Consider the following 25,702-nt stretch of genomic DNA (forward strand, 5'->3'; position numbering starts at 1 on the left):
CGCGCGCGAGATGAGACGCCGACACGGATGAACCGGGTGAGGCGAGGCTAGGCGGACGGGTACACGTTCGCGAACGGCGGCACGAGCGTCACGGGCACGACGGACTCGGGGGGCTCGTATCCGGTCCGCGACATCAACGTCCCCTCCGGTGGCGGATCGTCGTCCATCACCGCTTCGGCACCGAATGCCTCGCCCGCCTCGGGCGACCCCGACGGATATTCGTACTTCTTGGGCGGGACGGCCAGCAACGGAGCTACCGGGCAGAACCTCGCGTACAACAACCGTTCCTGGGGGGCCGTGATCTCGGACAGCGAGGGTCTGATGTTCCCCATCCTCAAGAATGACGGCCTGTGCTCCTGGGTTCAGAACGACACCGAGATCCTTGCGCCATCCGGTCGCAACCCCGTGGCCGGCAATCTCTTTGAAGACGGTGGCTCGATCTTCCATGGCAACGATTCCGCCGCTCTCGCCCAGGACGTGAAGACCGTTGGCGCCTCTTACAGCGACGGCACTGACTACCGCATCCCCCTCGAGAAGAACGACGGCTCGTTCACCTACCTGCAGAGCGGTACCGAGACGACCGCCAGGGGCGTACCCTCGGGCTCGAAGCCGGAATGCTCCTCGTACTTCCACACGACCGACAACCGCCTCGTCGACGGCGCCTCGGGAACCGAACTCGCGAAAGAGGTTGAGAAGGTCGGTCGAAGCGCCTACAACGGATCGGTGGAGCGCACGCCGTTGACGATCACGTCCCGCACCTGCTGACCGATTCGACACGGCCATTCGCCGAGACGGCGGGATCCGGATGCCGCCCAGAGGCATCCGGCGGCGTGACGCGAGGACCCCCGCGGCGGGCGAACGATGGGGTGCACCGCCCGGTCGTTTCGCTCGAAGTCGCCATCCTTTTCCTCGGAGTCCCGCGAGGGCAGGTTCGGTGTCGCGAAGTCGGCCACGTCAGTCGTCGATGACGGTCCACTCGCCGAAGCGGCGGAACCCGGATGCCAGGGCCAGGGCAACCGACGGCGCATTGTCGAGCTGGCACCGGTACTGCGGCTCGTAGCCCCGGTCGAGCGCCTCGGCGGCCATCGCCAGCACCGTCGCGCGGGCGAGACCGCGACCCCGGTACTCGGGAAGCGTGATGACGCCCAGGTCGGCGAGCCGCGTACCTCTCCAGGGGAACATGCTCGCCGCAGCGGCCAGTCGTCCCTCGACGAAGTTGCCGAACACGAGCCAGTGGTCCAGTTCGACGAACGCTTCGTCAAGGTCGTTCTCGGGCGCCGCGGCAGCGAGAGCTGCGAACGCGTCAACGTCCTCCTCGGTGAGACGGCGAGTGTGTCCATCAGCCGTTTCGGCCAGCACCGACGCGTGCTCTTCGACCGGCAGGTAGAACAAGTGATCGGGGTCGTTCAGCGCGATGCCGGCCGCCGTGATCCGCTCCGTCGCCTCGTCCGCCGCGATGTGCTCGCCGTGCGCATGGCCGAGGTGCGCGGCTCGGCCCGGCGAGAGACACACGACGGTCGGGCCGTCTTCGACCTGCAAGACCGAGACCGACCTGTTCTCGGGCAGCTCCGGGTCGACGACGACGACTCCTTCACCTTCGGCGAGATCGCCGGCAGCGGCGGGAAGCCAATGGTCCATAACGGTCGACGAGAACATGGGAACCTCCGGGGGTGTGGGTACCTGTCCGCAGGCTAGCGGAGATCGGGTCCGCGAGGTGCAGGTGAGCGCCGGGGTGATCTGCCTCCCGACTTCACCCGCCTGCATGTCGCGACCGCCCCGGAATGACGCGGTTTGCGGCGACTTCACCCGCTGGCGACACGAATACGTGCCATATGGTTCCCACCGGCCACGCCACAGTGGACCACACGTATACCTGCCCCGAAGGGACAACACTTCCGTGACGACCTCCCCCACCCCCGAACCGTTTGCACCAGTCGCCCAGACCCCCATCGCACGGCGAACGGTCCTGGCCGGCGCCGCCTGGTCGGTCCCTGCGATCGCTCTGACGACCGGCTCGCCCGCGTTCGCTGCCTCGGGCGCTCTGTCCTTGGCATTCTCCAGACCCGCCTACAAGGGCGCCACGTGTTCAGTCATCCAGGGCGTCCGCATCGACGCCTCCGAAAGCGGCACTACTAAAGCAGGAGTCTCCGTGACGGCGTCTCTCTCCGACGGCTACGTCTTCGCAAACGGTGGCACAACGTTCACCGACGTCACCGGGTCCAACGGGTCCATCACGCTGCCTGATATCTCTGTACCGGCCTCGGGCGGAACCTCGACAGTGTCGGCAACGGCATCCGGAGCGAACTCGACGTCTTCGTCGCTGGGGTCGGTCGAGCCGTCGACGCCCGTGTACGTGAAGAACGGCACCCGCCAGAGTTCCAGCGGCATCCCCTCGGGCTCCAAGCCCGTCGGCGGCTCGCTCTACGTGAGCCCCAGCGGAGACCTTCTCGACGCTGCGGATGGAGGCCGGGTCCTTTCTCGCGACGTCGCCGTCTGCGGCGAGATCGCCTCGACGAGCGGTGCGTGGTCGATCCCCGTTCTCAAAGCCGACGGGTCTTGCGTGTGGGTCTTCAATGGGAACGAACGGGGAACGGTCAACGTCCCGAACGGATCATCTCCGAGCGCCGGTTCTTCCTTCATCACATCCGACGGGCGCGAAATCCGCGGCGACGATGGCACCGTGCGGCTCACCGGAGTCAAAAGCCACGGGACGTACTTTGGTGGGTCGCAATCCACGATGGCTTTCGCCCTGCAAGACGGATCGTTCGTCTACCTCGAGAGCAACACGGTCAAGACAGCGGTGGGCATCCCGGCAGGATCAGCGCCTGCCTGCGGCCGCTTCTTCCTCAGCCCGGCCGGGGTGCTCATCGATGGCGCTGATGGGTCAACCGTCGCCTCGAACATCGCTTCGTACGGCGTCCTGTCCATCGACAACTCGTCGTGGCTGCTCACGGCCCGCAAGAAGACCGGCGCTGCCGTCGTCGTCCGGCCCGGGTCAGAGGTCTTCGCCGCAGGAGTGCCGAACGGGTCGATCCCTATCGGCGCTGGTGTCTTCCTCGCCTCGGACGGACGATTGATCGACGGACTCAACGCGGGGGCTGTTCTGGCAACCGGAGTGAGCACGCCAGGCGCGTTCGCTGTGCTTCCGGACTCGTGGCGCATTCCCCTCGCGGCCGCTGCGACATCAGCATCGACGATAACGAATGGGACTACCCAGGCGGTGAGCGGGATGCCCTCGGGCTCGACACCCGCGGTCGGAACTCTTTACCTGACCCCCGGTGGAGATCTTGTGGATGCGGCGAACAACTGGTCCGTTGTCTCGTCGAACATCGTGGCGTTCGGACAGTCTGCGGCCGACCGACAGAACTGGGCCGTGCCCGCACGTAAGGCGGATGGCACAGCGATTTATGTCTTCAACGGCCGGGAGTACAGCACAACGGGCGTCCCCTCAGGATCGACCCCGAATGCAGGGTCATCATTCATCGCTCCTGACGGGCGAGAGATCAGCGGCAACGACGGAACCGTGCGCCTGACGGGAGTCGCCGTGGCCGGCGGTGTCTACTTCGACGGCACCGACTACTTCCTGCCGTTCGTGAAGACTGATGGCTCCTTCGTCTTTCTGCGGAACAACACGGCGGTCACCGCGGTCGGCGTGCCATCGGGGTCAGCCCCGGTCGCCGCGCGACTGTTCCTCACCCCTGACGGTGGACTGATCGAAGGAAGCAACGGGTCCGTCATCGCCAGCAGTGTCGCCTCCTTCGGGCGCATTGCAACGAGGAACGGTGCGTGGGTCCTGCCTGTGGTCAAGACCGACGGCAGCGCATCAACTGTTTCATCGTCCGGCGAGGTCGCAGCAAGCGGTGTCCCGTCGGGGTCCACTCCGGTGGCCGCGGGGCTGTTCCGCACTCCGGGTGGCAGTATCGTCGACGGCCTGAACGGTGGTTCGACTCTTGCGTCCGACGCGGTGCTTGTCGGCACGTACCGCGAGTTGTACAGCAGCTCGTGGACGCTCGCCCTCGGCATCAAGTCCAACGGCTGCTGATCAAGTGGGTGGGCCCGCCACCGGTGAGCCCACCCACCTTTCAGCGACCAGCACACGGCGCTACAGGTGGCGTGAATCGTGCTCCACATGCCCGGCCGGCTCGAGCTGAAACGTAGAGTGCTCGACGTCGAAGTGATCCGCGAGGCACGTCTGCAGCGACGCGAGGATCGCGGCAGCACGGCCGTCGGTGAGAGCCGCGTTCTCGACGATCACGTGCGCGCTGAACACCGGCGCTCCGCGCGTGAGCTGCCACACGTGCACGTCGTGCACGTCGACCACGCCGTCGGCCTCACGCAGGTGCTCGCGGATCTCCGCGACGTGCACCCCCACCGGCGCCGACTCCGTCAGCACGACGACGACCTCGCGCAGCAGCCCGATCGCCCGCGGCACGATGAGCACCGCGATGAACAGGGAGGCGATGGCATCCGCCTGCGTGAATCCGGTCGTCACGATCACCATCGCGGCGACGATCACCGCGGCCGAACCGATCAGATCGCCGAGCACCTCGAGGTATGCGCCGCGCACGTTGATACTGCGCTTCTGCGCCCGCGACAGCAGGAACATCGACGCCGCGTTCGCGACGAGCCCGGCGATCGCGACGACGAGCATCAGTCCGCCCTGCACCTCGGCTTCGGCTGGCGAGAGCAGACGTTGCACTGCCTCGATCCCGACCCACGCGCACAGCAGGATCAGGATGATCCCGTTCGCGAGTGCACCGAGCACCTCTGCGCGCTGGTAGCCGAACGTGCGGCGGTCGTCAGCCGGTCGGGCGGCGATCGCCGTGGCGATGAGCGCGACGACGAGCGCTGCGGCGTCGGTGAACATGTGCGCCGCATCGGCGAGCAGGGCGAGGGAGCCCGACACGATCGCGCCGACGATCTGCACGACCATCACCACGGTGGTCAATCCGAGGGCGGTGGCGAGCAAGCGCTTGTTGCTGGCATCCCGGATGCCGCCACCCGGCGCGTGATCGTGCATAGCTCCAGGCTAGGTGCGGGGTCCGCCCCGCTACGTCGATTCGGGCAAGTCGGGAATGAGAACGGGTGTCGCTCTCGCTCGTGGGTGAGTTTCGGGGTGATCTCCCCCGCCAGAGATCGACGGACGGCCGGGCAAGAAGCCCGGAATTACGGGCGAGGAGGGCTCAAAAAGCGGGGGTCAGTGCGGCGGCCGCAAAACACCCTTACATGCGCATGTCATTGTTGTGTCAACCGATTGCTCCGCCTCAACCGAAGGGTTCCTCCTTGTGTCCGCTCGTCATGAGACCGCGTACCGGCCGCACAGGCCGACTCGTGTGAAACGACGAGATCGCGCCTGTGGAGAACTCCCGAGGCAGCTTCCGCAGATTGACTACATTCACGGTCATGACAACCTCGCTGAACTGTCCTGCTTGGTGCACGATCCATCGAGACCCGTGGTGGACGGGAGCCCACTACAGCGACCCTGTGGAGCTCGGCGCCGTGCTCGACCTCGGTGGGGTCGCGCAGCCCGTGACGCTCACGACGGTGCGCACCAAGTCGCCCTCGGGCGAGTGGATCGAGATCACGACAGAAGAACTGCGCGACCTCCACGTGCGCATCGATCTCTCCGGCGCCCTCCGCCTGGCCGAGGCCATGCACGCAGTGACGGGCGACGCCGATCCGTCGCACTGGAGTCGCTGGCTGCAGTAGCCACACCGCATCGGCGTCTCGCCGCAAGCTCCTGCCTCACGGTTACAGATGGAGCGCGAATGCTGCGCCCGTAGGTGACTTCAGGGGTGATCTTCCCCGCGCCTCCCCTTTGCGGCCGCTGTCTCGATTCACCCCCTGACCAGGAAAGCACCACCTTCACCCGTCGGTGAAGGTGGTGCTTTTGCTGTGTACGCGCAGGGGCGCGGTCAAAGTGCGAAGGAGTACTGCTGTCGTTCCAGCTTTCCGCCGCGCCGACTTCGGCCACCACAGCACGTTGATCGAAAGGATCGTCCTCGTGACCGACTCAACTGAAACCCTGACCGCAAAGCCGATCGCGCGGCGAACGGTCATTGCAGGCGCCGCCTGGGCGGTTCCCGCTATCGCTCTGAGTGCCAGCACGCCCGCGTTCGCGGCGTCAGGCCCCGTCCTGTCTTTCAACAACTCGTCGTACACCGGCGCCGCCTGTTCGGTGATCTCCGGCGTGCGCGTGACAGTGACAGAGAGCGGATCCCCGAAAGCCGGCGTTTCGACGACCGCGCTCCTCGCAGGTGGATTCACTTTCTCGACTGGAGGAACCAGCTACACCGGTGTAACCGGGGCCGGCGGCTCTATGACGCTCCCCGATATCGCGGTCCCGGTCGGGGGCGGCAATTCGACTGTCACCGGAACAGCGTCCGGCGCCGTCTCGGCATCGGCTTCTCTCGTCGGAACCGTACAGACATCCCCGTTCTATGCCACTAGCGATCTCACGCGTCGTTCGGCGTCTGGTGTGCCGGACGGCTCGATGCCCGCGGTGGGCGGGATTTTCCTCTCGCCCGATGGACGACTCATTGATGGAAGCAGTGGGTACGTATGGGCAACGAACGTTAATCGATACGGGAACATTTACCAGAGCGGTAGCAATGGCCAGTGGAGCATGCCACTGCTCAAACGAGACGGCAGCACGACGATTCTTCGGAACGACCAATCCGAAACGCAGACCACAGGCATTCCTGCCGATTCCCAACCAATCGCGGGAGGCATGTTCCTCGCATCAGATGGACAACTCATCGATGGAACGAACGCTTACGTTTGGTCCACGAACGTTGGCGCTTGTGGACTGATGTACAGCAGCAGCAATAACAGTGACTGGACTATGCCTATAAGAAAGACCAGTGGTTCGTGCGTTTTCTTGCGCAACAACGCATCGGAATCCGCTGCCACCGGAGTCCCCTCGCAATCAACACCAGTGCAGGGAGCAATGTTTCTCGCTTCCGACGGCCGACTTATCGACGGCAGCAACGGCTTTGTCTGGTCCTCGAACGTCGATTCGTGCGGCCGAATCTTCCAAAGCAACAGCACGGGCAATTGGAGTATGCCGCTGAAGAAGCGGGACGGAAGCTGCGCAGTGCTACTGAACGATGCATCGCAGAAGTCTGCGACGGGGGTGCCTTCTGGTTCGACCCCTGTGCAGGGCGGTCTTTTTCTTTCCTCGGACGGTAGAATCATCGACGGTAATGGCACGGGTTACGTCGTCGCACGCGGCGTCGCCTTAGTAGGCGTATTTTACAGCGCCAGCAATGACGGCGGCTGGAGTTTGGCGCTCGCCGTTCAGAAGACGACTCCGACCTTCCTTGATAACGGCACCGAGAAGAGTGCCGTAGGCGTAACAGGTGGATCAATGCCTGCCGCAGCCTCCTCGTTCCTGACACCGGACGGCCGTCTATTGTCCGGTGGCGCGGGTGTGGTGCAGGCCTCGAACGTCCAGACGGTCGGAGATCTCTACTGGGACGGTTCGATCTGGCGGTGGCCGATTCGGAAGAACGACGGTAGCTGCACTTTTCTCGACGCAGGCACCGAGAAGTCCGCCGTGGGAGTCCCCGCCGGTTCGCGCCCGATCGTAGCCTCCTCGTTCCTCACGTCCGACGGACGGCTGATATCGGGTGACAGAGGAACGCTACAGGCCTCAAACATCGATACCTGCGGTCAGCTTTACTGGGACGGGCATATCTGGCGTATTCCGCTTCGCAAGCGCGACGGCAGCTTCACCTTCCTAGACAACGGCGTCGAAAAGAATGCCGTGGGCATCCCCGCCAACTCCGTGCCCGCTGCAGGCTCATCTTTCCTCGCGCCGGACGGACGACTCATCTCGGGCGACCAGGGGATCGTGCAGGCTACGGACGTGAGCGCCTTCGGTCGGCTCTTCTACAACGGCACCGTTTGGCAGTGGCCGTTGCGAAAGACGAGCGGTTCCTGCTCGTTCCTTGATAGCGGGATCGAACGGACGGCGACAGGAGTCCCGTCGGGTTCAGAACCCGTCGCAGCCGCTTCGTTCCTCACAACAGACGGTCATCTGATCTCCGGCGACACCGGAGCGGTGCAAGCACAGGATGTGATCGCCTTCGGGCAGATCTATTACGACGGGGCGATCTGGCGACAGCCGTTGGCGAAGAAGAAGACGAGCTGCTAACGCCAGGTAACTCTAAGCCCAGTGGGGGTCACCGGCCGGTGTCCGGCGACCCCCACTTCGCTGAGCTTCTGAACAGCAGTCCGGCGTCGAGCAGCCCTCGACGCGCTACGCGCTCTCGCTCGCAGCGGGACCCCGTCACCGATGGATCCACAGCTCGTCCGAGAGTCTCAAACTGTCTCGAGCAGCGGAACCAACTCCCGGAACGCCCGCGCGCGATGCGACTCCGCATTCTTCTCCGCGGCCGACCATTCCCCCACGGTGCGCTCCTCCCCCGCGGCCTGGCCGTCGGGGATGAAGATCGGGTCGTACCCGAAGCCGCCCGGCCCGGCCGGTGCCGTCGTCAAACGTCCCGGCCAGCGTCCCTCGACCGTCTGCTCGCCGCCGTCCGGACGCACCAGCGCGATCACCGACACGAACTGCGCCGTGCGATGCGGGTCGGCAACGTCCGACAGCTGGTCGAGCAGCAGCTCGAGATTGGCGGTCGCGTCCTTCTCGTGCCCGGCCCAGTACGCCGAGAACACCCCCGGCGAGCCGCCCAGCACGTCGACGGCCACGCCCGAGTCGTCCGCCAACGCCGGCAGCCCCGTGTGAGCCGCAGCCGCGCGGGCCTTGATCAACGCGTTCGCGGCGAAGGTCACGCCGTCTTCGACCGGCTCCGGACCGTCGTACGCGATCACCTCGAGGTCGGGGCGCACCTCGGCGACGATTGCCTGGAACTCCTCGACCTTGTGCGGGTTATGCGTCGCCAGAACGATGCGAGCCATGTCAGCCCTCGAGCACCGACGTCTGGATGCCGCGCAGCTCGGCGCAGCCGTTCACACCCAGCTCGAGCAGCTGATCGAGTTCGCGCTTGTCGAACGGCGCACCCTCGGCGGTGCCCTGCACCTCGACGAACAGACCGCGACCGGTGACGACGACGTTCATGTCGGTCTCGGCGCGCACGTCCTCGACGTACGCGAGGTCGAGCATCGGCTCTCCGTCGATGATGCCCACCGACACCGCAGCGACCGAGTCGCGCAGCACCTCGGCCCGCTGACCGATGAACTTCTTCTCGCGGCCCCAGGCGATGGCATCCGCCAAGGCCACGTACGCACCCGTGATCGCCGCAGTGCGCGTGCCGCCGTCGGCCTGCAGCACGTCGCAGTCGATGACGATCGTGTTCTCACCCAGCGCCTTGGTGTCAACGACGGCGCGCAGCGCGCGGCCGATCAGACGCGAGATCTCGTGCGTGCGACCGCCGACCTTGCCCTTGATCGACTCGCGGTCGTTGCGGCTGTTCGTCGCGCGCGGAAGCATCGCGTACTCTGCGGTGACCCAGCCTTTGCCCTTGCCGGTCAGCCAGCGCGGCACGCCGTTCGTGAACGAGGCGGTGCACAGCACCTTGGTGCCGCCGAAGGTGACGAGAGCCGAGCCCTCGGCGTGCGCCGACCAACCCCGCTCGATGGTCACGGGGCGCAGCTGGTCGTTGGTCCGGCCGTCTTTGCGGGTCATGGGGTCCTCCTGAAGGAACGGGTAGCGGATGCCGCGGCTCAGCGCGGCAGGTCGATGGCGCCGGTCTGCACGAGCTGCACTTCGCGCACCTCACGCCCCATCAAGCGATGGGCCAGGCGCACGAAGTCGTCGGCCGATGAGCCCGTGGCTTCGTAGCGGGCGGTGGGCACGGCATCCGGACTCGCGAGAAGATCACGCGACACGAGCTGGCGGAACACGTCTTTCGCGGTTTCGCTGTCGCTCGAGACGAGGCTCACGTCGGGACCCATCACATAGCTGATGGCTCCCTCGAGGAACGGATAGTGCGTGCACCCGAGCACGAGCGTGTCGACGCCGGCGTGGCGGAGCGGAGCGAGGTACTGCTCGGCGGTGGCGAGCACCTCGGGCGAGTCGGTGACTCCGGCCTCGACGAATTCGACGAAGCGCGGGCACGCCTCGGCGAAGACCGTCAGGCGCTCGTTGACCTCGAGCATGTCTTGATAGGCGCGGGATCCGATGGTGCCGACCGTTCCGATCACGCCGATGCGGCCGTTGCGGGTGGTCGACATGGCGGTGCGGACGGCGGGTCCGATCACCTCGACGACCGGCACGTCATAGCGCTCGCGGGCATCGCGGAGCATGGCGGCGGATGCCGTGTTGCACGCGATCACGAGCATCTTCACGCCCTGCTCGACCAGGGTGTCGAGCACCTCGAGCGAGTACTTGCGCACGTCGGCGATGAGCTTCGGGCCGTAGGGCGAACGCGCCGTGTCGCCGATGTAGAGGATCGACTCGCGCGGCAACTGCTGCGAGACCGCGCGGGCGACGGTGAGGCCGCCGACTCCTGAGTCGAAGATCCCGATCGGCGCGTCGTTCATAGGCACCCAGCCTATCGGGCGGGGGTGGGGCGGGCGGTGGCTGTCAAGCGCGGGGGCCCGCACGGGTGCGGCGGCGGGGCCGGAATATGCTGACCGAATGAGCCGCAGCACCGCCCTGCACACCGACCGCTACGAACTCACGATGCTCGACGCGGCGCTCCGCGACGGCACGGCCTCGCGCCGATGCGTGTTCGAGGTGTTCGGCCGCCGGCTGTCGGGCGGGCGCCGGTTCGGCGTCGTCGCCGGCACGGGGCGGTTGCTCGAGGCGATCCGTGACTTCCGGTTCGGCGACGATGAGCTGCGGTTCCTCCGTGACGAGCGGGTGGTGGATGCCACGACCATCGACTTCCTCGCCGATTACCGCTTCACCGGGTCGGTCACGGGATACCGCGAGGGCGAGATCTACTTCCCCGGTTCTCCCCTGCTGACGGTCGAGGGCACCTTCGCCGAGGCGGTTCTGCTCGAGACGCTGGCGCTCAGCATCCTGAATTACGACTCCGCCGTCGCCACCGCGGCCGCGCGCATGAGCGTCGCCGCGGGCGACCGCCCGCTCGCCGAGATGGGCTCCCGCCGCGCGAGCGAAGAGGCCGCGGTCGCCGCCGCGCGGGCCGCGTACATCGCCGGATTCTCGGCCACCAGCAACCTCGAGGCCGGACGCCGCTGGGGAGTCCCGACCATGGGCACCGCGGCGCACGCGTGGACGCTGCTGCACGACACCGAAGAAGACGCGTTCCGCTCGCAGATCGAGGCGCTCGGCGCCGGCACGACGCTGCTCATCGACACCTACGACATCGCCGAGGGCGTGCGCACCGCGGTGCGCGTTGCGGGAACCGACCTGGGCGCGGTGCGCATAGACTCGGGCGACCTCCCAATCGTCGCGGGCGAGGTGCGGGCGCTGCTCGACGAGCTCGGCGCCACCTCGACCCGCATCACCGTCACCAGCGACCTCGACGAGTACGCGCTGGCCGCTCTCGCGGCATCCCCCGTCGACTCGTACGGCGTCGGGACGTCGGTCGCGACCGGATCGGGCGTGCCGACCGCGGGGCTCGTTTTCAAGCTCGTGGCCCGCGAGGCGGCCGACGGCTCATGGGTCGGCGTCGCCAAGGCCTCGGCCGAGAAGGCCTCGCACGGTGGACGCAAGGCCGCGTTCCGCACGCTCGACGGCGGCACCGTGACCTCTGAGTTGATCATCGTCAGCGACGGCTTCGAAGAGCTGTCGACAGCGTCGGAACACCCCGACGCCCGGGCGCTGCAGACGACGCTCATGCAGGACGGCGAAGCGGATGCCGCGTTCGTCGGCCGCGAGGGCGTGCAGGCTGCGCGGACCCATCACTCGCGCGTGCGCGAGGAACTGCCGATCCGCGCGCTCGCGCTCAGCAAGGCCGACCCGGCGCTGCCGACGGAGTACCGCGACGCGGAGTGACGCGCGCTGCGGGGCTTCGGCGCAACGGAGGTCGCTGAGCCTGTCGAAGCGACCGGGACCAGCGGCCCGCCATGTGTGCGGGCGAGGGCGCCCAGCTCGCGCAGCAGAGGTCGCTGAGCCTGTCGAAGCGACCGTAACCGGCGGCCCGCCATGTGTGCGGGCGAGGGCGCCCAGCTCGCGCAGCAGAGGTCGCTGAGCCTGTCGAAGCGACCGTGACCAGCGGCCCGCCCTGCGCGCGGGTGGGGGCGGCGGCTTCGACAAGCTCAGCCACCGCACGCGGGTGTCGCGCTCGCAAGAGAGGTCGCTGAGCCTGTCGAAGCGACCGTAACCGGCGGCCCGCCGCGCGTGCGGTCCGGGGCGGGGGCTTCGACAGGCTCAGCCACCGCCCGCGGGTGTCGCTCTCGCAACGGAGGTCGCTGAGCTTGTCGAAGCGACCGCGACCAGCGGCCCGCCCTGCGCGCGGGTGGGGGCGGAGGCTTCGACAAGCTCAGCCACCGCACGCGGGTGTCGCGCTCGCAACAGAGGTCGCTGAGCTTGTCGAAGCGACCGTGACCGGCGGCCGGCCCTGCGTGCGGTCCGGGGCGGAGGCTTCGACAGGCTCAGCCACCGCCCGCGGGTGTCGCTCTCGCAACGGAGGTCGCTGAGCTTGTCGAAGCGACCGTGACCGGCGGCCGGCCCTGCGCGCGGGTGGGGCGGAGGCTTCGACAAGCTCAGCCACCGCACGCAGGGTCCCGGGCGGAGGCTTCAACAAGCTCAGCCACCGCCCGCGGGGCTCAGCCGCGGGGCCTCAGTTGATGAGGGACTCGTAGATCTCTTTGCACTGGGGGCAGACGGGGAACTTCTCGGGGTCGCGACCCGGGGTCCACTTCTTGCCGCAGAGGGCGCGCACCGGCTTGCCGGACAGAGCCGACTCGAGGATCTTGTCCTTCTTCACGTAGTGCGAGAAGCGCTCATGATCGCCGGGCTCGATGTTCTCTTCACGGATGAGCTCCTCGAGCTCACGATCGAGGGTAGCGAGACCCCCGCTGTCCGGCTTGTCGAGAGGCGTGCTCATGGTCAGCCAGTGTAGCCGCGGAGAGCGCCGACGGCTCTGTCGGCTTCGCGCTCAAGTGGCTTCGGCGAACTCCATGAGCCGGGTTCCGCGGCGTTCGAACAGCAGCGCTCCGATGGCGATGCCCACGATCAGCACGAAGGCGCCGGCCCCGACGCCGATCCACAGCGCGAACATCGAGTCGATGGTTTTGCCCTCGATCGCCTGCCAGGTCAGCCACCCCGCAGGAGCCGCGGTGATGATCGCTCCGGCCATGACGAGGCCCTGCGCCATGACCCCGCCGGATCCTGTGCGCTGCGGCTGCTGGAACGGGCTGTCGCCAGGTCGCGACACGGCGTAGGGCGCGAGAACCGACGAGATGCTCGAGAGGCCGAGGCCGGAGAGGAAGAGCGCCGCGCACACGCCGACCATGGCCGGGAACACGGCCCAACGGCCATGCGCGACGATCGCGAGCGGCAGCGTGATGGCGAGCACAGGGATGCTGATCAGCAGCACCGGCACGAGACGTCCGATGCGGTCGGGGGCTCCGCGCATGCCGCTGGCGACGTGCATCCACAGGGCGGTGGAGTCGTAGGCGAGGTCGTTGTGCGGGAGCCATCCGAAGAACAGCGCCATGATCGGCACGGGCAGCAGCACGGCAAGCTCGAACGGCACACCCGCGACCAGCAGCGGCACCATCGACACCACGGCGGCAATCGGCACGATGACGAGGTTCACGAGGTAACGGCGATCGCGCAGCCAGTACGAGAGGCTGCGGGCGGCGACGGCTCCTCCGGGGGTTCCGGGGAGCAGGGCGAACCAGCCCAGACCCCCGCGCTCGCGCACGGCGACCGGTCGACGCGTGGTGGTGAGCAAGACGTCGACGAGGGCGAACCAGGCGAGCGTGAGCAGCGCAACGGTGAGGACGGCGACGACGAGGCTGCCGACCGCGGCTCCGGCGGAGGGCGCGAGGGCGATCCCCCACGCGGCGCCGATGGGCGTCCAGGCGAGGATCTCGGCCGCCGAGGCCAGCTGCGACGGAACGGCTCCGCGCCATTCGAGGGATCCGAGGAACACCCCGACCGGCACGACGACGACGAGGATCGCGACGAGGTACACACCCATGAGCTCGCGCGACTGGCGTGGCCGCTGCACGAGCGCCCCGAGGGCCATGCTGACGCGCGCGAACAGCACACAGGTCGCAAGGCCCAGCACGACCGAGACGATGCTCGCGAGGGCGTTGGCGCCGTGCGCGCCCCACGAGATCGCGAGGCTGATGCCGAGCACGAGCACGACGAGCACGGGCACGCTGAGAAAACCGGCCACCAGCAGGGCCCCGGCCAGAGGACGCGGCTCGGGGCCGACGACGGCAAAGCGCCTCGGATCGAGAGGGTCGACGGATGCCGTGACGGGCGGACCGACCGCGAAACCGAGGGTCACCGCGGAACCGGCCAACACCGTGACGACAGCGACCGTGAGGGTGTCGGCATCCGCCATGCCCGACGCGCTGCGCGCGGCGATCACGGTTGCGGCGATCAGGACGACGACGCCGATGATGCGGCGGATGACGTCGCGCCGGTCGCCCCGGAGGGCGCCCAGCATCATCGCCAGTCTCAGGCGGAGAACGTGTGCAACCACTCGAGGCCCTCCACGTCGCCGAGTCCGCCGGAAAGCTCGCGGAACCGCTGTTCGAGGGTGCCTTCGCCACGGACCTCGTCGACGGTTCCTTCGGCGAGCATCTGGCCCGACACGATTACGGCGACGCGCGAGCAGACGCGCTCGACGAGTTCCATGCCGTGGCTCGAGAGGATCACGGTTCCGCCGTGCTCGACGTAGGCGCCGAGGATGTCGAGGATCACGCCGCTCGAGACGGGGTCGACGGCCTCGAACGGCTCGTCGAGCACGAGAAGGCGCGGCGAGTGGATCATGGCGCCGGCCAGCATGACCTTCTTGGTCATGCCCGCGGAGTAGTCCGACACGGGCCGGGCGAGCGCATCGACGAGGTCGAACGCGCGGGCGAGGTCGGCGGTACGGCTCTCGACAAGCGAAGCCGGGAGACCGCGCAGGGCACCGTAGTACGACAGCAGTTGGCGCCCGGTGAGGCGGTCGAAGGTGCGCAGCCGGTCGGGCAGCACGCCGATGAGCTTCTTCGCCTCGCGCGAGCGCTTGGTCGCGTCGACGCCGTTGATGCTGACCGCTCCCCCATCGGGTCGCAGCAGGCCCGCGATGATCGACAGGGTCGTGGTCTTGCCAGCGCCGTTGGGGCCGACCAGGCCGTAGAACGACCCGGCCGGAACCGTCAGGTCGATCGCGTCGACGGCCTTGAGCTCGCCGAACGACTTCGACACGTTCCGCAGGGTGAGCGCCGGGACGGCGGTCTCGGGATCGGCGCCTTCGGTGGCGGATGCCGTGACGACGGTGTCGTCAGCGGCGATCACCGCGACGGCGGGGTCATCGGTGGCGGATGCCGCGACCTCAGACTCGTCGGTGTCGGTGACGGCGACGGCGGAATCGTCGTTGGCGGATTCCGCGGTGGCGGCGGCCAGGACGGCGGTCGCGTCGTCGCGGTCGACGGGGGCGTCGTCTGCGTCGCGCTCGTTGTCGCGCTGGTCGTCGTCGGTGTGCTCTGCAGCGGAATCGTCGACGGACGCAGGTGCGAGCAGTGCGGTGCGGGTGTCGTCGGCGGGCTCGTCCGCAGCCGCAGGCTCGGGCGCGTCGGCAGCGTCGAGCACTGCCGTGCGGGTGTCGTCGGTCGGCTCGTCGTCGGCTGGAGCCGGGGCCTCCTCGTCGACGCGGACGTCGGCGGGCGTCGGGTCTTCGGACTCCGCGACGTCGACGGGCTCGGCGACCGCGGAGTCGGTCTCATCCTCGAGCGGAGTCGCGACCAGGATCTCGGGCTCCGCCGCGGGGTCTTCGACGGTCGTGTCGGCGACGGGCTGCGCAGGGGTCTCGTCGACGACCACGGCATCGGACGCGTCCGCCTGACTCGGGTCGACGATCGGCTCTTCGACGGCGACATCAGCGGGGGTCGGGTCTGCGACGGCCTCAGCGGCGGGCTCGTCCGCCGCGATACCAGCAGAGGTCGGGTCCACCGCGATCGGGGCGGCGACAGCAGGCTCTCCCGCGGGGACGTCGGCGGGCGTCGTGTCCGCGGCGACGGCGGGCTCTCCCGCGGCGACATCAGCGGGAGTCTCGTTCGCGGCAACCGCGGGCTCTTCGACCGCAACATCAGCGGGAGTCTCGTCCGCGACAACCGCGGGCCCCTCGACCGCGACATCAGCAGGAGTTTCGTCCGCCGCGACCACGGGCTCCTCGTCCGCAACGTCAGCCGGCGTCGTCTCTGCGGCAACCGCAGGCTCTTCAACCGCCACATCGGCCGGCGTCGCGTCAGCAACAGCGGGGGTCGACTCGACCGCAGACGTCTTCTCCGCGTCATCAACCGCCGACACCGGACCCGGCAGCGGCGGACGCGGAGGCACGACAAGGTCGTCGGGCAGCGGCGGCGGCGGGCCGGGTGAAACCGGATTCGCCGCAGCGGCCTCAGCCTCGGCCAGCTTCTTCGCCGCGGCGGCCTTGGCAGCAGCGGTCGTGCGAGGAGTCGCGGGCTTCTTAGCGGCCGGACGCTTCGCGGCGGGCTTCTTGGCCGCCGTCGAGGCGGAGCTCGCGGCCGGCGTGCGAGGCGTGTCGCTGTCGGTGGTCGCGTTCGACGCCGCCGTACGCGCGGCGGGCTTGCGCGGAGCGGCCGGCTTGCGGGCAGCGGTGGTCCGCGGAGTCGCTCCTGCGGCCGTCGTGCGAGGCGCACGCGGAGCGCGAGGCTTCGCAGCGGGCTTGGCCGGCGCGGCCGAGTCGGAGGCGGACGGGTCGCTGGGGGACGCGGCATCCGGACCCTCATTCGACCCCGCAGAAGCCGCAGCCGACGAGGCCTTCGGACGCGCGGGCGTCTTGCGCGGGGCGCGCGGGGCGCGCGGTGTGGGCGGCGAGACGGGACCCGAAGGTTCGACGCTCGCCGCAGTACCCTCCGAGTCGGACGGGGACGTTTCGTAAGGCTCCGGCAGCGACGCTGTCATCGCACCAAACTACCAACCCCCTCCGACATCGCCCGACGCCTGGTCGCGAGGCGCAGAGATCGGTCGGGATCACGAAACCACAACAGTCGGCGCGAATCATGCCACCGGATCAGGGTTTTTCGCTAGCGTGAATCGAACACGAAGGCGTGACATTCCGGTGAACCGGACATGACGACTCATCCCCCCAGGAGCCAGCCTTGACTGTTCAGATCGTGATCCTCGCCGCGGGCATGGGCTCGCGCCTCGGCCGCAGCCTGCCGAAACCCCTCACTCCCCTTGCCGACGGCCGCAGCATCATGCAGCAGCAGCACGACAACATCCGTGCTGCCTTCGGCTCATCCGCGCGCATCACCACCGTCGTCGGCTACCGCGCCGAGACGATTGTCGACGCGTTCCCCGCGGTCGACTACGTCTACAACGACCGCTACGACCAGACCAACACGTCGAAGAGCCTGCTGCGCGCCCTCGCCAAGAGCCCGCGCGGCGGCGTGCTGTGGATGAACGGCGACGTCGTGTTCGACCCGCACGTGCTGACGCGCGCCGCGAGCCTCATCGACGACGACCGCTCGTTCGTCACCGTCGACACCGCCAAGGTCAGCGACGAAGAGGTGAAGTACACGGTGGATGCCGAGGGCTTCATCGCCGACCTGTCGAAGGTCGTCGTGGGCGGCGTCGGCGAAGCCGTGGGCATCAACTACATCTCGTCGCGCGACAAGAAGGCGTTCCAGCGTCAGCTGCAGCGCGTCGACGACCAGGACTACTTCGAACGCGGCCTCGAGCTCGCCATCGCCGAAGACGGCGTGCGCGTCGAGCCGCTCGACATCAGCGACCTGTACGCGGTCGAGGTCGACTTCGCCGAAGACCTGGAGCGCGCGAACCTCTTCGTCTGAGGCGCGGTTCGTCCGAACGGACGAGGAATGCGCCGAGCCCGTCAACTCCCCCCGAACTCTCGGGCGGTGACGAGAAGATGGCGTCATGGCTGAGAAGGTGCACCGCATCCACACCCTGCCCGACGACGCGCCCTGGAAGGGCGGCATCCCGCCGGTCGGGTCGGAGGAGCACCCGCGTGCGATCCGACTGCTCGACCGCGTCATGACCGTGCAGCGACCCGTGGTGCTCGCGCATCTGCGGAGTATCCGCCTGCGGCATCCGGATGCCACTGTCGACGAGATCCTGAAGATCCTCGAGCGCCGCTATCTCGCGGCCGTCACCACCGGGGGTGCGGCGGTCGGCGCGACCGCTGTCGTGCCCGGGATCGGCACCGGGGTCACGCTCGCGCTGAGCGGAGTCGAGACCGTGGGCTTCCTCGAGGCGACCGCACTGTTCGCCCAATCGGTGGCGGAGGTGCATGGACTCGCGGTGACGGATCCCGACCGCGGACGCGCCCTCGTGCTCGCGCTCATGCTCGGCAAAGAGGGCGTCGACCTCGTGTCGCAGCTCGCCGCGCAGGCGTCGGGACGCGGAGTCTCACGCTCGGGCTACTGGGGCGAGATGGTGACGAAGACGCTTCCGCGGGCCATGGTCGGCCCCCTCCTCGACCGCCTCAAGACGACGTTCGTGCGCACGTTCGCCACGCGCGGCGGTGCGTCGTTCATTGGCAAGGCCCTGCCGTTCGGCGTGGGCGCGGTGGTCGGCGGTGCCGGCAATCACATCCTCGGCCGACGCGTGCTGGTGAATTCGCGGCGGGCGTTCGGGGCTCCTCCCCTGCAGCTTCCGGCCGACCTCGAGCCGCGGCCCGGCAGCGAGCGACTCGAGCGCTCGGCTGCGGGCGGTGTGCGCCGCGCGGGGAATGCGATCGCGGATGCCGTGGGCTCGGGCGCGCGCAGGATGCTGCCCGGGCGGCGGCGGCGCGACGGCGAGGGTGAGTTGGGCGCGGGCGGGACGTCGGAGGGCTGAGTTCGGCCGAGTAGGCGCGCGCCTGGGCGCGCGGTCGCGTCGCATCAGCGCGTGGCGAGGATCGGGGCGTGAAACGTGGACCCGGGGCGTCAAGCGTGGCCCCGGGGCCACGGACGAGCGACCATCTGCGGCAACCGAAGCGCGCGAGGCGCAGAGGACGCGGCATCCGGACCCATGTCATCGACACGGCGGATCGCGCAAGTCCCGCGCGGCACGGAGCCGGGCGCGTTAGCCTCGCGACATGGGTGACCTCCTCGACCTGCTCGCCGTCTGGATGCCGCGTCAACGCTGGTATGGGACGAAGGGGCGCGATCCACAGCTCACGCTCGTGGCCGACTGGCCCCTCGACGACGCCGACGCGCGGCTGCTGCTCGTGCGCGACGACGCCGTGCAGCCCGCGATCGTGTACCAGGTTCCGGTCGCCGTGCGCGACGAAGGAACCGTGCTCCCGGGCAGTCTGATCGGCCCGGCCGCCGAGGGTCAGGTGTGGGCGGATGCCACGACCGACGACGCCTTCACCGCGGCGCTGTACTCGTGGGTAACCGTCGGCGGAGAAGTGGGTGAGGCGCAGAACGGCTTCATCGGCATCGCGCTGGCCTCCCCCGAGCAGCGCCCCGCGACGAAGGTCACCGCGCGCGTACTGAGCGGGGAGCAGTCGAACACGTCGCTGATCTTCCGGCCCGACGAGGGCGACGAGGGTGCTCCGGTGATCTGCAAGCTGTTCCGGCAGGTGAACCCGGGCATCAACCCCGACGTCGAGCTGCAGTCCGCCCTCGCTGCGGGAGGGGCCGCGTTCGTGCCGGCCGCGATTGGCGAGGTGCGCGGATCGTGGATCACGCCCGAGAATGTGCCGGTGAGCGGATCGCTCGCGTTCGCGCAGGAGTTCTTCGAAGGCGTCGAAGACGCGTGGCGCGTGGCGCTCGATGCCGCCGCCGCCGCAGATGACTTCGCCGCGCGTGCCTATGCCCTCGGCGCGAGCGTCGCGGGGATGCACGTCGCGTTGGCTGAGCAGTTCCCGACCGTCGAGCCCGACGCGGCCGACCGCGCCGCCGTGGTCGGAGCGTGGGAGCGGCGTCTCGCGATCGCGCTGGCCGAGGTTCCGCAGCTGGAGCCGTACGCCGATCGCATCCGCGAGGTGTACGCCGCCGCCGCCGAGGCCGCGTGGCCGAAGCTGCAGCGCGTGCACGGCGACCTGCACCTCGGGCAGGTGCTCGACACTCCGCGCAACGGCTGGGTGCTGCTCGACTTCGAGGGCGAGCCGCTGCGTCCGATCCACGAGCGGCTCAAGCCCGACGTCGCCGTGCGCGACGTCGCCGGCATGCTGCGCTCGTTCGACTACGTCTCGGGCGCCGTGGCCGACGACGACGGAGCCGCCGTGCGCGCGTGGGTCATCGCCGCACAGCAGGCTTTCTTGCAGGGATACGCCGAGACCGCGGGCCGCGCCCCCGACGACCACGACCCGTTGCTCGCCGCGTTCGAGCTCGATAAGGCCGTGTACGAGGCGATCTACGAGACGCGCAATCGTCCGGATTGGGTGGGCATCCCGCTCGCCGCGATCGGGCGTTTGGCTCCGCTGGGCTGAGCTGCGAGGTGGCTGAGCCTGTCGAAGTCACCGGGGCCGGCTGTCACGCCAGGTGGCTGAGCCTGTCGAAGCCACCGGGGCCGGCTGTCACGCCAGGTGGCTGAGCCCGTCGAAGCCACCGGGGCCAGCTGTCACGCCAGGTGGCTGAGCCTGTCGAAGCCACCGGGGCCCGCGGTCACGCCAGGTGGCTGAGCCCGTCGAAGCCACCGGGGCCCGCGGTCACGCCAGGTGGCTGAGCCCGTCGAAGCCACCGGGGCCACCGGGGGTACCGGGCCCTTCGACAAGCTCAGGGATTTGGGCCGCGCGAGGTGGCTGAGCCTGTCGAAGCCACCGGGGCCACCGCGAGTACCGGGCCCTTCGACAAGCTCAGGGACCTGGGCTGCGCCAGGGACCCGCGGGTACCGGGCCCTTCGACAAGCTCAGGGACCTGGGCTGCGCCAGGGACCTGCGGGTACCGGGCCCTTCGACCAGCTCAGGGACCTGGGCTGCGCGAGGTGGCTGAGCCTGTCGAAGCCACCGGGGCCACCGCGGGTCCCGGGCCCTTCGACAAGCTCAGGGACCTCTGCTGCGCCAGGTGGCTGAGCCTGTCGAAGCCACCGGGGCCACCGCGGGTCCCGGGCCCTTCGACAAGCTCAGGGACCTCTGCTGCGCCAGGTGGCTGAGCCTGTCGAAGCCACCGGGGCCACCGCGGGTACCGGGCCCTTCGACAAGCTCAGGGACCTGGGCTGCGCCAGGGACCTGCGGGTACCGGGCCCTTCGACAAGCTCAGGGACCTGGGCTGCGCCAGGGACCTGCGGGTACCGGGCCCTTCGACAAGCTCAGGGACCTGGGCTGCGCCAGGGACCTGCGGGTACCGGGCGCTTCGACAAGCTCAGGGACCTGGGCTGCGCCAGGGACCTGCGGGTCCCGGACCCTTCGACAAGCTCAGGGACCTGGGCTGCGCCAGGGACCTGGGGGTACCGGGCCCTTCGACAAGTTCAGGGACCTTGGCTGCGCGAGGGACCTGGGGGTACCGGGCCCTTCGACACGCTCAGGGACCTGTGTGGTGCCAGGTGTCCCAGCGCTGCATCAGCTCGGCGATCGCGGACTCGAAACGCTCGGTCGCAGCGCCCGGCGCCGTGTCGCCGAAGTAGTGCTGCACCCAGTGCTCGAGGCGGCCGACGGCGTCGGGGTCGCCCAGCACGCGGTCGGCCTCGGCGACGATGGTTCCGGATGCCGCGGCATCCAGCCACTCGCACGCTGAGAGGTATCCGCTGTCGTCGACGAGGGCCTCGGGGTCGGTCGGCCGCGTGATCATCAGCGGCTTGCCGACGGCGAGCCGGTCGTAGACCATCGCCGAGATGTCGACGATCGCGAGGTCGGCCGCGGCGAGCTGCCAGCCGAGCTCCGCGCCGGTGTCGTGCACGTGGTGGGCGGCCGGGTCGGCGGCGTCGGCCGCCTTCAGCGCGGCGACGATGCGGGCGTTGGCGGCGCCGTAGGCGGCATCCACCACTCCCGAACGCGGGTGCGGTCGATAGATCACGCGGTGACGCCCGGTGGCGAGCAGCGCCGTCACGAGGGCCTCACCGTGCGAGGCGATCGAGCCGTAGTGGGCCGAGGGGCGGTCGCCCTCCCAGGTCGGCGCGTACAGCACGACCGTGCGGTCGTCGGGCGCGTACGGCAACTCGCCCGAGTAGTGGTCGGCCTGCGGGCGGCCGATCGAGAACGTGCGGCGGTCGAGGTCGTAATCCCACAGCACGCGCGAAAGGCGATTTCGAGCGGCGTCACCGGCGACGAAGGCGTAGTCGTACGCCTTGTATTGGTTCGTCGACATGTACATCTTGTCGGACTCGCCGTGATTGATGAACACGTGCCAGCGCTGCCCGTAACGGAACATCTGGAAGTTGCGCGTGTTCTGATTCACGTACAGAACAATGCGGATGTCTTGCTCGGCTAACACCTCTTCGACGGCATTGACGGTGGGCGCGTAGGCGATCGGCAGGGCACCGTCTTTGAGCAACGCGTCGGCTCCGCGAATGGCGCGGCTGATGACGACGACCGGCCATTTCTCGGCCAGCTTCTGCAGCGGCGCGTACCACTGGCGCATTTGATACATGTTGACCGCGCCGTCGGCGAAATACACCGCGATCTGGAACCTGCCGGTCGGCAACGGACCACGCGCCTCGAGCGCTCGGCGCAGGTCGCGGCGCGCATTCCGGGTGGCGAGGGCCTTTCGCAGCAGCCCCATGGCCAGTCGAGTATCGCGGACGAGGGGCATCGTTCCAGGGTACCGGCCAGGTGCCCCGTGAAAGGATCGACGGATGCCCCTCCCGACCCCCGGCGGAAGAGACGCGCCCGTACCTGCCGATGACGCCGGCGTGAGCTTCATCATGCCCGTGCTGAATGAGGCCCGATATCTGCGGCGTTCGGTGGCATCCACCCTGTCGCAGGAGGTTCCCGGGCCGGTCCAGATCGTGCTCGCTCTCGGACCGTCGACGGATGCCACGAACGTCATCGCCCGCGAGCTCGCGGCATCCGATGATCGCATCGTGCTGATCGAGAATGCGGCAGCCGACATTCCGGTGGGACTGAATCTCGCCATTCGTGCGAGCAGGTATCCGACGATCGTGCGCGTGGATGCGCATTCCGAACTCGCACCCGGATACACGCGCCGCGCCCTCGACACCCTGCGCCGCACGCGCGCCGCCAACGTCGGCGGGGTGATGAGCGCCGACGGGCGCTCGCCCTTCCAGCGCGCTGTCGCGCGCGCCTACAACTCCCGCGTGGGCCTCGGCGGCGGCGCGTATCACGGCGGGTCGCATCAAGGTCCGGCCGAGTCGGCGTACCTCGGCGTGATGCGCCGTGCCGTGCTCGAAGAGGTCGGCCTGTTCGACGAGAGCATCCGCCGCGGGGAGGACTGGGAGCTCAACCTGCGCATCCGCCGCGCCGGCTACCGCGTCTGGTTCGACCCGACCCTGTCGGTCGTCTACTGGCCGCGCGAGAGCTGGACGCGGCTCGTGCGGCAGTTCCGTGCCACGGGCGCGTGGCGGGGCGAGCTCGTGCGCCGGTACGGCCGCGGCAATTCGTTGCGTTACTTCGCGCCGCCGGCGTTGCTCGCGGCATCCGGGATCTCGGCCGTCACCGCCGTGGCCCAGGTCGCGCGCCGCCGGGGCGGGCCCGCATCGCTGCTGCACCTGCCCGTCGCCGCGTACGCCGCGCTGATCGCCGTCGTCGCGCTCGGCCGGGGCGGAGGCCGCGGGTGGCGGGACAAGGCGTGGACCGCCGCCGTGCTGCCCTCGATGCACGTGTCGTGGGGCGCGGGCTTCGTGTGGGCGCTGTTCCACGGCGCGCGCGACACGGTCGACACCTCGCGCCTGCGCGGGCGGAATACCCCGCTGCCGTAAACCCCGGTCCCTGAGCCTGTCGAAGGGACCGGGACCCCGCGTAACACAGGTCCCTGAGCTTGTCGAAGGGACCGGGACCCCGCGTAACACAGGTCCCTGAGCCTGTCGAAGGGCCCGGGACCCGCAGTGACCCCGGTGCCTTCGACAAGCTCAGCCACCTCACGCAGCACAGGTCCCTGAGCTTGTCGAAGGGCCCGGGAGCCGCAGAATGCCCGGTGGCTTCGATAAATTCAGCCACCTCGCGTTGCGCAACCCGCGGTGACCCCGGTGGCTTCGGCAAGCTCAGCCACCTCGCGAAACACAGGTCCCTGAGCTTGTCGAAGGGCCCGGGAGCCGCAGAATGCCCGGTGGCTTCGACAAGCTCAGCCACCTCGCGTTGCGCAACCCGCGGTGACCCCGGCGGCTTCGACAAGCTCAGCCACCTCGCGTTATCCACAGGCTCCCCCGCGCGAGAGGGCAGCCGTGACAGCATCGGCGGATGCCCTGGACCTACATCCTCGAGTGCCGCGGAGGCGCGTTCTACGTCGGAAGCACGGGCCGCGAACTCGAGAGCCGCGTCTGGGAGCACAACCACGACGATCAGATGGCCGCGAACTTCACGCGAAAGCGCAGGCCTGTGCGACTCGTGTATGCCGAGTGGTTCGACGCGGTCGAGCTGGCATTCGAGCGAGAGAAGCAACTGCAGGGCTGGCGGCGTGAGAAGAAGCTCGCGCTCATCGCCTCGCAGTGGGAAGACCTTCCGAGGCTCGCGCAATCTGGCGAGGGACCGGTGGCTTCGACAAGCTCAGCCACCTTGCGTGACGAAGGTCCCTGAGCCTGTCGAAGGGACCGGAACCCGCAGTGACCCCGGTGGCTTCGACAAGCTCAGCCACCTCGCCTTACGCACCCTCCCGGTGGCTTCGACAGGCTCAGCCACCTCGCGCTGAGACGGGCTCAGCCGACGGGCACCACCGACACCGCGTAGATCGTCGGCGCTCCCTCCAGCGACAGCGAGAGCTCGAGCCCCGTCTGCGCGGTCTGCACGCCGAACGCGACGGTCGAGTTATTGCACTCGAGAGGCCCTGCGGCGGGAGCTGCGTCGATCTCGCCGGCCGTCACGGTGATGGTTCCCTCACCGCGGCACGCGATCTGCGCCTGGTAGTCGCCCGGCGGCAGCGAGGTGAATGACGTGAGCATGTTCGGGGAGGTGCTCTGGCTCATCCAGCCCGAGAGCGTCCCAGCCCCCTCACCGGGCTCCGGCGCGGGCACGGCGGTGTTCGCCCAGTCGCTGATGCCCTCAGCGGGTATCGGCAGCGCCGCTTTGTCGCGCTCGATGTCGGCGTCGGCCGTCGAGGTCGGCGAGGCCGAGGGCAGGGCCGTCATCTCGACAGGAGGCGGAGTCGCGGCATCCGGCTCCCCCGCGGTGCATCCCGCGAGCGATACCGCCGCAACGACGATGACGGCGATGCGTGCTTTTCTCGTCGTATCCATCGCTCCAGCCAATCAGACAGGGTAGCGAGGTCTCGGAACACTGCGCGGATACCCAGGGCGGCAGGTGCGGCTCCACGTCATGGTGGAGGGGCGGATGCCGTGGTGACAGAGGTCCCTGAGCCTGTCGAAGGGACCGGGACCCGCAGTGACAGAGGTCCCTGAGCCTGTCGAAGGGACCGGGACCCGTGGCGACAGAGGTCCCTGAGCCTGTCGAAGGGACCGGGACCCGTGGCGACAGAGGTCCCTGAGCCTGTCGAAGGGACCGGGACCCGCAGTGACAGAGGTCCCTGAGCCTGTCGAAGGGACCGGGACCCGCAGTGACAGAGGTCCCTGAGCCTGTCGAAG

Annotated in this window: 21 protein-coding genes; 11 read left to right on the top strand and 10 right to left on the bottom strand. The window is 68.8% G+C overall.

The features are described 5' to 3' along the window. The first annotated feature begins 321 nt into the window (after nt 1–321). Nucleotides 322–765: a hypothetical protein gene (locus tag RWH43_RS08680; protein ID WP_316001233.1), complete on the top strand. Its 444-nt coding sequence runs from the start codon at nt 322–324 to the stop codon at nt 763–765. A gap of 189 nt (nt 766–954) precedes the next feature. On the opposite strand, the gene RWH43_RS08685 is transcribed toward RWH43_RS08680, so the two are convergent. Then, a complete protein-coding gene (locus RWH43_RS08685; RefSeq protein WP_316001234.1) occupies nt 955–1,656 on the bottom strand; it encodes a GNAT family N-acetyltransferase in 702 nt (233 codons plus the stop codon). Between the two features lie 493 nt (nt 1,657–2,149). Between RWH43_RS08685 and RWH43_RS08690 the strand changes: the two genes are divergently transcribed. Then, nucleotides 2,150–4,042, top strand: coding sequence for a hypothetical protein (locus RWH43_RS08690; RefSeq protein ID WP_316001235.1), 1,893 nt, complete (start codon nt 2,150–2,152; stop codon nt 4,040–4,042). A 60-nt stretch (nt 4,043–4,102) separates the two neighbouring features. On the opposite strand, the gene RWH43_RS08695 is transcribed toward RWH43_RS08690, so the two are convergent. Beyond that, the gene (locus RWH43_RS08695; protein ID WP_316001236.1) at nt 4,103–5,020 is read right to left on the bottom strand and encodes a cation diffusion facilitator family transporter; all 918 of its coding nucleotides are present in this window, start codon (nt 5,018–5,020) and stop codon (nt 4,103–4,105) included. 383 nt (nt 5,021–5,403) lie between these two features. Here RWH43_RS08695 and RWH43_RS08700 point away from each other — a divergent pair, with 383 nt between their 5' ends. Together RWH43_RS08700 and RWH43_RS08705 are read left to right on the top strand one after the other, a co-directional pair. Beyond that, nucleotides 5,404–5,709 carry a hypothetical protein gene (locus RWH43_RS08700; RefSeq protein ID WP_316001237.1) on the top strand — a complete coding sequence of 102 codons (306 nt, stop codon included), beginning with the start codon at nt 5,404–5,406 and terminating at the stop codon, nt 5,707–5,709. A 295-nt stretch (nt 5,710–6,004) separates the two neighbouring features. Beyond that, a complete protein-coding gene (locus RWH43_RS08705; protein WP_316001238.1) occupies nt 6,005–8,158 on the top strand; it encodes a hypothetical protein in 2,154 nt (717 codons plus the stop codon). A 167-nt stretch (nt 8,159–8,325) separates the two neighbouring features. Here the strand turns inward: RWH43_RS08705 and rdgB are convergent, their stop codons facing one another. The 3 genes from rdgB to murI are packed head-to-tail and all read right to left on the bottom strand — an operon-like array spanning nt 8,326 to nt 10,506. Then, nucleotides 8,326–8,922 carry an RdgB/HAM1 family non-canonical purine NTP pyrophosphatase gene (gene rdgB, locus RWH43_RS08710; RefSeq protein ID WP_316001239.1) on the bottom strand — a complete coding sequence of 199 codons (597 nt, stop codon included), beginning with the start codon at nt 8,920–8,922 and terminating at the stop codon, nt 8,326–8,328. A 1-nt stretch (nt 8,923) separates the two neighbouring features. Then, nucleotides 8,924–9,649, bottom strand: a complete 726-nt coding sequence (gene rph, locus RWH43_RS08715; RefSeq protein ID WP_056230582.1) for a ribonuclease PH — start codon at nt 9,647–9,649, stop codon at nt 8,924–8,926. 38 nt (nt 9,650–9,687) lie between these two features. Beyond that, the gene (murI, locus tag RWH43_RS08720; protein ID WP_316001240.1) at nt 9,688–10,506 is read right to left on the bottom strand and encodes a glutamate racemase; all 819 of its coding nucleotides are present in this window, start codon (nt 10,504–10,506) and stop codon (nt 9,688–9,690) included. A gap of 97 nt (nt 10,507–10,603) precedes the next feature. Between murI and RWH43_RS08725 the strand changes: the two genes are divergently transcribed. Further along, nucleotides 10,604–11,929 carry a nicotinate phosphoribosyltransferase gene (locus RWH43_RS08725; RefSeq protein WP_316001241.1) on the top strand — a complete coding sequence of 442 codons (1,326 nt, stop codon included), beginning with the start codon at nt 10,604–10,606 and terminating at the stop codon, nt 11,927–11,929. 787 nt (nt 11,930–12,716) lie between these two features. Here the strand turns inward: RWH43_RS08725 and RWH43_RS08730 are convergent. The 3 genes from RWH43_RS08730 to RWH43_RS08740 are packed head-to-tail and all read right to left on the bottom strand — an operon-like array spanning nt 12,717 to nt 16,264. Then, entirely contained in the window at nt 12,717–12,983 is a 267-nt protein-coding gene (locus tag RWH43_RS08730) for a DUF3039 domain-containing protein (protein ID WP_144834742.1), read from the bottom strand. 51 nt (nt 12,984–13,034) lie between these two features. After that, nucleotides 13,035–14,561 (bottom strand): hypothetical protein, encoded by a 1,527-nt coding sequence (locus RWH43_RS08735; RefSeq protein ID WP_316001242.1) that lies wholly within the window; start codon nt 14,559–14,561, stop codon nt 13,035–13,037. 11 nt (nt 14,562–14,572) lie between these two features. After that, on the bottom strand, nt 14,573–16,264 hold the full coding sequence (locus RWH43_RS08740) for an ATP-binding cassette domain-containing protein (protein WP_316001243.1): 1,692 nt from the start codon (nt 16,262–16,264) through the stop codon (nt 14,573–14,575). A 283-nt stretch (nt 16,265–16,547) separates the two neighbouring features. On the opposite strand from RWH43_RS08740, the gene RWH43_RS08745 reads away from it, so the two are divergent. From RWH43_RS08745 to RWH43_RS08760, 4 genes are all read left to right on the top strand, one after another. Further along, on the top strand, nt 16,548–17,003 hold the full coding sequence (locus RWH43_RS08745) for a hypothetical protein (protein ID WP_316001244.1): 456 nt from the start codon (nt 16,548–16,550) through the stop codon (nt 17,001–17,003). A 220-nt stretch (nt 17,004–17,223) separates the two neighbouring features. Then, a complete protein-coding gene (locus RWH43_RS08750; protein ID WP_316001245.1) occupies nt 17,224–17,916 on the top strand; it encodes a phosphocholine cytidylyltransferase family protein in 693 nt (230 codons plus the stop codon). An 85-nt stretch (nt 17,917–18,001) separates the two neighbouring features. Continuing rightward, nucleotides 18,002–18,922: a hypothetical protein gene (locus RWH43_RS08755; protein ID WP_316001246.1), complete on the top strand. Its 921-nt coding sequence runs from the start codon at nt 18,002–18,004 to the stop codon at nt 18,920–18,922. Nucleotides 18,923–19,163: 241 nt separating this feature from the next. Further along, nucleotides 19,164–20,504 carry a maltokinase N-terminal cap-like domain-containing protein gene (locus tag RWH43_RS08760; RefSeq protein ID WP_316001247.1) on the top strand — a complete coding sequence of 447 codons (1,341 nt, stop codon included), beginning with the start codon at nt 19,164–19,166 and terminating at the stop codon, nt 20,502–20,504. Between the two features lie 1,030 nt (nt 20,505–21,534). Here the strand turns inward: RWH43_RS08760 and RWH43_RS08765 are convergent. Further along, a complete protein-coding gene (locus RWH43_RS08765) occupies nt 21,535–22,761 on the bottom strand; it encodes a CDP-glycerol glycerophosphotransferase family protein (RefSeq protein ID WP_316001248.1) in 1,227 nt (408 codons plus the stop codon). 43 nt (nt 22,762–22,804) lie between these two features. Here RWH43_RS08765 and RWH43_RS08770 point away from each other — a divergent pair, with 43 nt between their 5' ends. Continuing rightward, a complete protein-coding gene (locus tag RWH43_RS08770) occupies nt 22,805–23,887 on the top strand; it encodes a glycosyltransferase family 2 protein (protein WP_316001249.1) in 1,083 nt (360 codons plus the stop codon). A 478-nt stretch (nt 23,888–24,365) separates the two neighbouring features. Further along, nucleotides 24,366–24,701 (top strand): GIY-YIG nuclease family protein, encoded by a 336-nt coding sequence (locus RWH43_RS08775; RefSeq protein ID WP_144835067.1) that lies wholly within the window; start codon nt 24,366–24,368, stop codon nt 24,699–24,701. Nucleotides 24,702–24,820: 119 nt separating this feature from the next. Here the strand turns inward: RWH43_RS08775 and RWH43_RS08780 are convergent, their stop codons facing one another. Continuing rightward, nucleotides 24,821–25,357, bottom strand: a complete 537-nt coding sequence (locus tag RWH43_RS08780) for a hypothetical protein (RefSeq protein WP_316001250.1) — start codon at nt 25,355–25,357, stop codon at nt 24,821–24,823. Nucleotides 25,358–25,702: the final 345 nt, after the last annotated feature.

The sequence above is a fragment of the Microbacterium algihabitans genome, from assembly GCF_032464975.1.
Classification (GTDB): Bacteria; Actinomycetota; Actinomycetes; order Actinomycetales; family Microbacteriaceae; genus Microbacterium; species Microbacterium algihabitans.